This window comes from Paenibacillus darwinianus, from assembly GCF_000598065.1.
Taxonomy (GTDB): domain Bacteria; phylum Bacillota; class Bacilli; order Paenibacillales; family Paenibacillaceae; genus Paenibacillus_I; species Paenibacillus_I darwinianus.
Genome location: NZ_KK082149.1, coordinates 8,935 through 18,242, shown reverse-complemented (window position 1 = coordinate 18,242; position 9,308 = coordinate 8,935). Strand labels below are relative to the sequence as shown.

Here is a 9,308-nt window from a genome sequence, read left to right as displayed (position 1 = left end):
GCCGGCGGGAGGGCTCTACGTACGCGACGTTCCACGGCTCCGGACCAATCGAGCGGAGGAACGTCATCGGATTCATCGTACCGGCGCCTTTCTCCGTATCGTACGGCTGCACGAGAATGCAGTTCTGTTCCGCCCAAAATTGCTGCAGCGTCAGGATCATGCCCTGAAAATTCATTGGCTTGCACACTCCCTCGTTTATCGTATTGCCCTGTTGCCGGGGGCGAACGGCCGGAAGCAGAACGTCGGTCCGCATTCCGCGCGGATGCGCAAAAAACCCCCGTCCCTACGCCTGTTTCCAGACGTAGGGACGGGAGCGATTCCCGCGGTTCCACCCTACTTGCCCTGCCGCAACCGGCAAAGCCCCCTTGATTGCCACGCGCACTCCGGAGTGCCGTTTCGTCTGCGCGGGACCGCCGGGCTCACACCTTCCCCGACTCGCTTGGCGCCGCCGCCACCGACTACTTTCTCCATCATCGTCCGATATTGATAATTTAACAGTATACATGAATTATGCCGCACTGTCAACAGGATATACCCAATTTGTTTGTTTGTGTAGCGATGTTCCAAACGGCCTAGACTTCAGGCGGACGCAGAACGTCCAGGGAATCGAGAAAAGAGCGCGTTTTGAGCTGCAGGCCCAAGTGCGTATCCAGCAGGGCCCGCATGCACGTCTTCAGTTCACGCTTCGTCTCCGGCTTCACCTGAACGGCGCCTAAGCGGCGCATGTCCATGCGGGCGAACAAGCGCATCAGCTTCAAAGCGCCGTCGCCGGGCTTCATCGCTTGCGGATCGGTGTGCCGGCACCGTAGGCACAGCAAACCGCCGAGCCGGGCGCTCAGTGCAAAAGGCCCCTCCTGGCCGCCGCATGAAGCGCAGGCGTTCAGGACGGGCGAATAACCGGCCGCTTGGACAATTTTCATCTCGTAGAGATGGATCAGAACCGACGGGTCTTTGCCCTCCTCCAACCCGGCGAACAGCGCATTCAGTTGCTCGAACAGAAAGGTCCCCGCATCCTCGTCCTGCAGCGAGCGGTCGGTCAGCTCCGCCGCATACGAAGCGTAGGCGGCCAATTCCAGCTCCTCGCGCAGCTTATGGTGCGAGGCGATAATTTCGCCGCTGTTCAGCGTCCCGAGGCCGCCGGTCCGGAAAAACGCGAACTCGCCGTGCGTAAAAGGCTGCGCCAGCGACCCATGCCGGCTTTTCGGCTTTTTCGCGCCGCGGATCAGCACACCGACCTTGCCGTTTGTATTGGTGAGCAGCGTCACGATTTTGTTGCCTTCCCCGTAATCCATCGAGCGTATGATAAGTCCTTCCACACGGTACAGCACAGCGTCTCCCCTCGCCTTGGCGGGAGGACGGCGTCAACCGTCCGCATCCTCCCATTCATCAAGCGCATCGAAGGCGTCGCCGGGACCGTCCGCCCCTTCGGACGCCTTCATATCATCCATTTGTTTATACAGCAAAAACGCGTCCAAGTCTCCGGTCAACGTAAAGTACGTCCAAGAAAAATCGCGCATGCGGGATCATCCTCTCTCCGGTGCTGCAGTTAGCATACGACTTCCGCACAGAGAGTATCCGAGGATATTCCCACCAGTCCTTCACAAACCGGGATCATTAGTCGTTCCGGAAGCCCAGATCCTTCAGCACGCGGTCCTGATTGCGCCAGTCCTTCTTGACTTTAACCCACAGCTCAAGAAACGTTCGCGAGCCAAGCAGCGTCTCGATGTCGTGACGGGCCAGCTTGCCGACTTCCTTCAGAACCGCACCCTGCTTGCCGATGACGATGCCCTTCTGCGAATCCCGCTCCACAAAAATAACCGCACCGATATATACGACGCCGTTATCCTGAACGCGCATATCCTCGATCATAACGGCAATGGAATGTGGCACCTCCTCGCGCGTCAGATGCAATATTTTCTCGCGTATCATCTCGGCTACGACGAACTGCTCGGGGTGATCCGTTACCTGATCGGCCGGATAATATTGCGGACCCTCCGGCAAATATTTGGCGATCTGCTCGACCAGCGTGTTGATATTGTTGCCCTGCAAGGCGGAGATCGGAACGATTTCGGCAAAATCATGCAGCTCCCGGTACTTCGCAATAATCGGCAGCAGCGCCTCGGGATGCACCTTATCAATTTTGTTCAGGACAAGAATGACCGGCGTGCCCGATTTTTTGAGACGCTCGATTATAAAGCGATCGCCGCCGCCCAGTTCCTCCGATACATCGGTGAGAAACAAAATAACCTCGACCTCGGAGAGCGCGCTTTCGGCCGACTTGTTCATGAAATCGCCCAGCTTGGAATTCGGTTTATGGATGCCCGGCGTATCGAGAAAGACGATTTGCATATTGTCCGTCGTATACACGCCGTGAATTTTGTTGCGTGTCGTTTGGGGCTTGTCCGACATAATAGCGATTTTCTGGCCGATCAGGCCGTTCATCAGCGTCGACTTACCGACATTGGGACGCCCCACGATCGCCACAAAGCCTGAGCGGAACACCTTCTTTTCCCCGCCCGATCCCTGATTGCGCTTCGTCATGCTGTCGGCTCCCCTTTCGAAAAAGCGCCTGCCGCCTCGTCCGCATTCAGCAGGAACGCGCCCGGCAACAGCGCCGAGACGGTCGTTTCCGTCACGTCGCCCTTCATACTGGTCAGCCAGACCGGCATATCCGGTCCGCACAGCTCCGCCATGACCTGGCGACAGGTACCGCACGGCGACACCGGACCCGGCGTGTCCGCTACGACAGCCATTCCCCGGAACGAGCGCGGCGCATGCCCGTCCGCAACGGCGCGGAACATCGCGGTCCGCTCGGCGCAGTTCGTCGGCCCGTAAGCTGCGTTCTCGACGTTGCAGCCGTAATGAATATGCCCATTCCCATCGAGCAGCGCGGCGCCGACGCCAAAGCCCGAGTAGGGGATATAGGCGCGGCTGCGCGCTTCCTTCGCCGCTTCAATCAACTGCCGGAGCTCCTCCGACGATAAACGATTCGTCACGACTCGCGACCTCCCTTATGTATATTAGTTTGTATAGTCTTAATGTCTATGAATCCGTCAGCAGCCGCCACACATGCGGACCAAAGATCAGCAGCCCGATGACGACCGCAAAGAAGGCGGCGGCCAGCACCGCGCCGGCCGCCGTATCCTTCGCCGACTCGGCCAGCGGATGACTCTCTTGCGTCGCCAAATCGACCAGCCGCTCCACCGCCGTGTTCACCAGCTCAGCGGTGATGACCAGCGCGCACGCGCCGAGCACCGCCGCCCACTCGATCCGCGACAAGCCGAGCAAAGCCGCCGCCAGGCAGACGGCCGCCGTTGCACAGACGTGCACACGCAGATTGCATTCCGTCCGCAGCGCATGCGCAATCCCCCGCCCCGCATAACGAAAGCTGGCGAAAAATCGGCGCATCAGCGTGTCAGCCCGGCTTTCTGCAGAATCGCTTCCTGCTTCGCCGTCATGTCGGCTTCCTCCGCTTCGCTCTCATGGTCATAGCCCAGCAGGTGCAGAAAACCATGCACAAACAGGAAGCCGACCTCCCGTTCCAGCGAATGCCCGTAATCCTCGCTCTGCGCTTTCGCCCGCTCCATTGAGATCACGATATCGCCGAGCAGGCCGGAGAGCGGGTCCTCTTCCGACTCATCGTCCACCTCGAACGTAATTTCCGGCTCGTCCTCCGTCTCTTCCTGCATCGCGAAGGACAGGACGTCCGTGGGCCGGTCGATCCCCCGGTAATCACGGTTCAGGCGATGAATTTCCTTGTCATTCGTGAAGGTGAGGGCAACCTCTCCTTCCGTCACATTCTCGGCTTCGCCGGCCAATTGAAGCAGCTGCTCCAACCGCGCGATCCAGCCATCCGGTATCTCGATCCCTTCCTGCTCGTTGCTCCATTCCAAACGTAAGCTCATCCCAACCGCTCCTTCGGTTTAACATCTTCCGGATATTCGATGCGCGAGTGAAAAATGCCGGCCACCGTTTCTTTCAACGTTTGGGCGACGCGGTCAAGCTCCTTCATCGTCAAGTCGCATTCGTTGAACTGGTTGTCGTCCAACCGGTTTTTGATAATTTTATGGATCATGTTCTCGATCTGCTCCATCGTCGGGTTGCGCAGGCTGCGCACCGCCGCTTCGACGCAGTCGGCAATACCGACGATCGCGGCCTCCTTGGATTGTGCTTTCGGGCCGGGATAGCGAAAATCGTCCTCCGTGAAATCCGGCTCCGCGCCCTCGGCCTCCGCTTCCTTCAGCGCCTTGTGATAAAAATATTTCAAGGAGGTTGTCCCGTGATGCTGTTCGGCAATATCCCGCAGCGGCTTCGGTATGTTGTGCGCCTTCAGCATGTCCACCCCGTCGCGGGCGTGGGCGATAATGATCGATTTGCTCAGCTTCGGGTCAATCGAGTCATGCGGGTTCTCGATGGCCGTCTGATTTTCGATAAAATAGCTCGGCCGCTTCGTTTTTCCGATATCGTGGTAGAACGAGCCGACCCGGCATAACAGACCATTCGCTCCGATCGCCTCGGCGGCCGCTTCCGACAGGTTGCCCACCATGACGCTGTGATGATACGTGCCCGGCGTCTCGGTCAGCAGCTTGCGCAGCAGCGGATGATTCGGATTGGACAGTTCGACCAGCTTGAGCGCCGACAGAATGCCGAACGTGATTTCGAAGAACGGCATCAAGCCGATTACCAATATGGCCGTCAGCAGTCCGCTGGCAAAAGCGAACCCGGCCGCCAGCAAAATTTCGGTACGCGCCGACGGCTCGCCAAAGGTGAGCAGCGCCAGTACGGCGACGGTCCCGAACAGGCTGACCATAATTCCGGCCTTTAGCAGCGTGGACCGCTGGCTCGCCCGGTGAACCGCGAATATCGCGGTGAAGGAGACGACGGCGATAACGAACCCGTAGTTGAAATCGAAAATCCGATCATTGTCCTGATTGAACATGACGCTGCCGAACACCGCGAACAGGAACGAGCTGACCATGGCAAGGTGCGTGTCCAGCAGCAGCGCAATCAGGATCGTACCCATTGCTGCCGGCGCGAGAAACCCGATGTAAAAGATGTCATCCGTCTGAATCATCGCGATGACGGTCATCGTCAGCAGGTTCACGGCGAAAATGAGCCACAGCATCAGCAGCTGGGCATTATGGTAGGATCGGTTCGGTCCGCCGTTCATGATGCCCCACTGGGCGAGATAGCCATATAAGGCCAGTGCGGCCAGCAGCGAGATCGTCAGCAGCCCCAGGTTAGGCCAATAATTTTTTTTATCCTGCAAGAGGCCCAGCCCGTCCAGCCGCTCGTATAACTCAGGCGTAATAAGCTGGCCGCTTCGCGCGACGACGTCGCCTTCCTTGATCACGACCGGCGGCGTATCCGCCTTGGCCTTCACTTTCGCCTCCTCCGTCGCCACCTTGTCGTAGAACCGGTTCGGCATAATCGCATAGCGGGCAAGCTCCGCCACGATCTCGCGGGTTGTCCGCTCGGACAAAGCGCTTGTATTGACGAGCTCCGCCACCTTCGTCCTGGCCGTCTCCGCATCCGGCAACTGCTCGGCCATCAGCTTGCGGACCACCTCGTAGGCTACGGCGCGCATTTCGGCTATTTGATTCGCGTTCAATAATGGCAGCTTATAGTAGGTTTCCTCTGTAATCTGATAGGCCTGCTCCTTGACGCGAACCGCCATCTCCTGCAGCAGCGTCGGATTATACGTATCCGCGCCCGCGTTGTTCCGGATAAAGTTGTCGACGAACGCATCGTACCGGTCCGGTATTTCCCTCCGGTAAATATCGACCTTGTTCTGGAACGTCACCTGGTCCTCCGCGTTGAGCCGCTCCATCCTCGCAAAAATCTGGTCAATCAGCCCTTCGTTGCGCAACGCGACGATCGAATATTTAGACTCGACGTTCTCTGCCGCCTGCTCCTGAGCCTTGAGTGTCGCGGACGTGTCCTCCCATTGCTTGGGCGCGACGATGTCGCGGGCCGTTACGGTATTCAGTTGAATATCGTAGGTTCTCGGAATCAGATGCTGCTCAAGGATGAAATAAAAGAGCAGCACGAACAGAAACAGCAGCGCCCCGCGAATGCCGGGGCCGTGCTTCCATCCCGCCGCTCTGGACGACAGCGCCGCCGCCCGGTTGGAGATCCCATTGCGGTTCATAAGGCTTCCCTCCCTCTCCCAACGACACGCCCCACACGCCCTTTAGCCCGCCCGCCGACAGCCGGAACCGGTTCCTCCGGACGCAACCGACAGCCGGCGGGCGGAATCGGCCGATTACGGTCGAGGCTCCGATTCCCGCTCGTAGGCCGTAATGATTTTCTGGACCAGGGAATGGCGGACGACGTCCGATTCCGTGAAGGCGATAAATCCGATTTCCTGGATGTTCTGCAAGATGCGCTTAGCCTCGATCAAACCCGAATTTTTGCCGCGCGGCAGGTCGATTTGGGTCACGTCCCCGGTAATGACCATTTTGGAGCCGAAGCCGAGCCGCGTTAAAAACATTTTCATCTGCTCAGGGGTTGTGTTCTGCGCTTCGTCCAAAATGATGAACGAATCGTCAAGCGTCCGTCCGCGCATGTAAGCAAGCGGCGCGACCTCGATAATGCCCCGCTCGAACGCCTTGGCCGATTGCTCCGGCCCGAGCACGTCGTGCAACGCGTCGTATAGCGGGCGCAAATACGGGTCGACCTTCTCCTGCAGATCGCCCGGCAGAAACCCCAGGCTTTCCCCCGCTTCTACCGCAGGCCGCGTCAGAATGATCCGTTTCACTTTGCTTTCCTTAAGGGCCACGACCGCCAGTACGACGGCAAGATAAGTTTTGCCGGTGCCTGCCGGACCGATGCCGAACACGATGTCTTTCTTGCGGATTTCGGATACATAATGACGTTGGCCGAGCGTTTTGACCTGAATCGGCTTCCCTTTGCTCGTCGTCGCAATGACGGATGTGAACAAATCCAGCAGTTGCTCTGCCTGCAGCTCGCGTGCAAGCTCAAGCGCATACACGATGTCCCGTTCCGACAGATTGTAGCCGCCTCTTGCAAGCTTAAGCAGAACGTTGTACAGCTGTTCCAGTACGGCAAGCTCGTTTTCACTGCCGGTTATCACGATTTCCGCTTCGCGCGAGCGGATCTCCGCTTCGGTCCGGCTCTCCACAAGACGCAAATATTTGTCCTGCGGGCCGAACACCGCGAGCCCTTCCGCAGCGCTCCCCAGCGGAATTTTGACGATTCCCGTCTTTTCCTGCAAATCCTCATTCCCCTTGTATATGGACTAAAGGCCATTCTTCGACTATGGACTGCTCCACTTCGAAAAGCACTTTCATATAAACTTTACCATTGTCGGCCTTTTCATGCAAAAGGTTTTGACCTACAATGACCGCATCCGGTCCGGCTTTTGCCAAAATATCGGCCCTGGCCTGCAGCAGTCCCTCGGCCTTCGCTTCCGCTTCCGTCACCGTTCTCTCTTCATAACGGATTTCGAGCCGAGATTGTTTCATCCTGCCGAACGGCAGCTGGATGCCCCGCCAGATCGTCCGCTCCTCTCTCCGTACCGTCTCATATTTTGCGAACGGCGCCTTGCCGTAGCCGCTTATCTGCAGCGCCCGCCCGAACGCGACGGCGTACCATTGCACCCTGCGTTCACCCGTGTAGGTCTTCACCTTGCGGATCAGCGGCGATACGATATCGTACTCGTGCCAGACGAGCCCTCTGACGACGCCCTCCGCGACGACCGTTTCGGTATTCCGCTCGTCCCCAAGAATGCCTGAAATGAGCACATCCCCTTTTTTGACACGGGTATTCTCCTTAACGACCGGGCGCCCCCGATCCGCCATAATGCGTGTGACGACGGCGTCATTCGTCGCGACGAGATGGCGGGGGTTCATGAGCGGCCGCTGCTCGGGCACGGTCGATTCGGCAATTTGGATCGTGATTTTCGTGCCGCGCTTCTCGACGCCGATCCAAGCGGTACCGGGCAGGCCGGCCATCAGTTGCTTGGAGAGGACATCCGCGTCCTTCAGCCGGAACGACCATTGAAACGGGTATATCCCTTCGCGCCTGGCCGCTTCCAGTACGCGCTCGGACGGGATGACGGCATTCCCCCTCACCTCGACCGACCAGACGAGCGAGGAGAGCATGTACATGCCGACGATAAAAAAAGCCATTCCCAGCGCGAAAAACTTTCTCCGATTCAGCTTGACCAGCACAAAAGGCAGCCCATGGCGCCGGAGCACGCGCACACGGCAGCCGGTCTGCCTGAGCAGCGGCCGCAGACGGAAAAAATCGCGCAGCGTTACCTCGCACTCCGCCTCGCCCCGGCTTGTCCTGCGCAGCGAAAGCAGCCGTACGCCTTCGGCAGCCGCAAGGTTAACGAAGCGCTCAACCTCGCCTCCCCGGATTCGTACCGTCACCGCTCCGCGCATCGAATCGAGCCACGTTACCTTCATCCGTTCCACGCCTCCTACCCGTTTATATGAACATCCGTAATAACGCCTTCCACGAACACTTCCTCGGTCCAAATACCCCGGATCACCAAACCGGAGCCGGATACCTCGAGCTCGCCTTTGGGCAGCGCGAGCCGCAGCTTATCCGGTGAGAAGTGGATAACACCGCGGTGGTTTTCGATATACAACTGCCGGTCGCCGATCATTGTCAGACGGGGCAGGTCGAACACAACATCCTGGGGAAGATCGAGTATATCCGCAGTCCATTTACGTATCCGTGAGCTCAGTCGGCGCATGACGAATGCGACCCCTCCTCCCGTACCTTACCAAAATATGCGCGGCCATGCGGTTTTATGAGAATCGCGAGCGAACTACTTGCATGCCGGCCGGCAAACAATAGCTGAAAGCGCGTGTACCGGCTGGGTGATGAACAGAAATGAGAAAACAGCCGTACGGGCGCTGCCCGTACGGCTCTCTATTCTGCATAATTATTGCTATCCGTTTCTTCCGCGCACGAACGGGCGCTTGGCGCGGGGCGGACCGAGCACCTCGGCCCAGATGAGCCCTTGGCGCAGCTCGTTCGCATCCGCGTTCTCCGAAAAACCGTGAATCGAGGTCAGTGCCTGAGAGGCGGGCGAGCCCAGAGCCTCGGCCGATGTCACCGCCGGCTTGCTTGACAGCTTGAATGACCGGACCGCGTCACCGCCTTCGGCGGTCCGCACCGGCCCTACCGGCCGCATCGGCGGCGCCTCATGCGAAGACGGCCGCACATCCTCCGGCAGCTCCGCCGAAGGACGACGCGTCTCCCATGCTTGCGGCTGCGGCGGCGCGGATAACGGCCCTGCCCGCGGCGTCGGGTTTACCGGCCATGTCTCC

10 protein-coding genes and 2 pseudogenes are annotated in these 9,308 nt (G+C 58.8%); all 12 read right to left on the bottom strand.

The features are described 5' to 3' along the window. Positions 1-175 (bottom strand): annotated as a pseudogene (locus BG52_RS15290) (glycine--tRNA ligase subunit alpha); the annotation flags it as partial. 397 nt (positions 176-572) lie between these two features. After that, entirely contained in the window at positions 573-1,328 is a 756-nt protein-coding gene (recO, locus tag BG52_RS06135; protein WP_036581177.1) for a DNA repair protein RecO, read from the bottom strand. A gap of 33 nt (positions 1,329-1,361) precedes the next feature. Next, positions 1,362-1,517, bottom strand: a complete 156-nt coding sequence (locus BG52_RS15285) for a YqzL family protein (RefSeq protein WP_081793629.1) — start codon at positions 1,515-1,517, stop codon at positions 1,362-1,364. Between the two features lie 97 nt (positions 1,518-1,614). Next, a complete protein-coding gene (gene era, locus BG52_RS06130) occupies positions 1,615-2,541 on the bottom strand; it encodes a GTPase Era (RefSeq protein ID WP_036581175.1) in 927 nt (308 codons plus the stop codon). After that, positions 2,538-2,996 (bottom strand): cytidine deaminase, encoded by a 459-nt coding sequence (cdd, locus tag BG52_RS06125; RefSeq protein WP_051587555.1) that lies wholly within the window; start codon positions 2,994-2,996, stop codon positions 2,538-2,540. The genes era and cdd overlap by 4 nt, the downstream gene beginning before the upstream one ends. 46 nt (positions 2,997-3,042) lie before the next feature. After that, positions 3,043-3,408, bottom strand: a complete 366-nt coding sequence (locus BG52_RS06120) for a diacylglycerol kinase (protein WP_036581173.1) — start codon at positions 3,406-3,408, stop codon at positions 3,043-3,045. Next, positions 3,408-3,905, bottom strand: a complete 498-nt coding sequence (ybeY, locus tag BG52_RS06115) for an rRNA maturation RNase YbeY (protein ID WP_036581170.1) — start codon at positions 3,903-3,905, stop codon at positions 3,408-3,410. Before ybeY ends, BG52_RS06120 begins: the two co-directional genes overlap by 1 nt. Then, positions 3,902-6,151 (bottom strand): HD family phosphohydrolase, encoded by a 2,250-nt coding sequence (locus BG52_RS06110; RefSeq protein ID WP_036581168.1) that lies wholly within the window; start codon positions 6,149-6,151, stop codon positions 3,902-3,904. Before BG52_RS06110 ends, ybeY begins: the two co-directional genes overlap by 4 nt. Positions 6,152-6,265: 114 nt before the next feature. After that, positions 6,266-7,237, bottom strand: coding sequence for a PhoH family protein (locus BG52_RS06105; RefSeq protein WP_036581166.1), 972 nt, complete (start codon positions 7,235-7,237; stop codon positions 6,266-6,268). Positions 7,238-7,241: 4 nt separating this feature from the next. After that, positions 7,242-8,435: a sporulation protein YqfD gene (gene yqfD, locus BG52_RS06100; RefSeq protein ID WP_036581163.1), complete on the bottom strand. Its 1,194-nt coding sequence runs from the start codon at positions 8,433-8,435 to the stop codon at positions 7,242-7,244. 14 nt (positions 8,436-8,449) lie between these two features. Further along, the gene (gene yqfC / locus BG52_RS06095; RefSeq protein ID WP_036581161.1) at positions 8,450-8,728 is read right to left on the bottom strand and encodes a sporulation protein YqfC; all 279 of its coding nucleotides are present in this window, start codon (positions 8,726-8,728) and stop codon (positions 8,450-8,452) included. A 198-nt stretch (positions 8,729-8,926) separates the two neighbouring features. After that, positions 8,927-9,308, bottom strand: a pseudogene (locus BG52_RS15975) (hypothetical protein); the annotation flags it as partial.

What these genes read in the sequence shown, in the direction of transcription:
- era (WP_036581175.1), bottom strand. Translation starts at nt 2,541, where the DNA reads ATGACGAAGCGCAATCAGGGATCGGGCGGGGAAAAGAAGGTGTTCCGC.
- ybeY (WP_036581170.1), bottom strand. Translation starts at nt 3,905, where the DNA reads ATGAGCTTACGTTTGGAATGGAGCAACGAGCAGGAAGGGATCGAGATA.
- BG52_RS06120 (WP_036581173.1), bottom strand. Translation starts at nt 3,408, where the DNA reads ATGCGCCGATTTTTCGCCAGCTTTCGTTATGCGGGGCGGGGGATTGCG.
- BG52_RS15285 (WP_081793629.1), bottom strand. Translation starts at nt 1,517, where the DNA reads ATGCGCGATTTTTCTTGGACGTACTTTACGTTGACCGGAGACTTGGAC.
- BG52_RS06110 (WP_036581168.1), bottom strand. Translation starts at nt 6,151, where the DNA reads ATGAACCGCAATGGGATCTCCAACCGGGCGGCGGCGCTGTCGTCCAGA.
- yqfD (WP_036581163.1), bottom strand. Translation starts at nt 8,435, where the DNA reads ATGAAGGTAACGTGGCTCGATTCGATGCGCGGAGCGGTGACGGTACGA.
- yqfC (WP_036581161.1), bottom strand. Translation starts at nt 8,728, where the DNA reads ATGCGCCGACTGAGCTCACGGATACGTAAATGGACTGCGGATATACTC.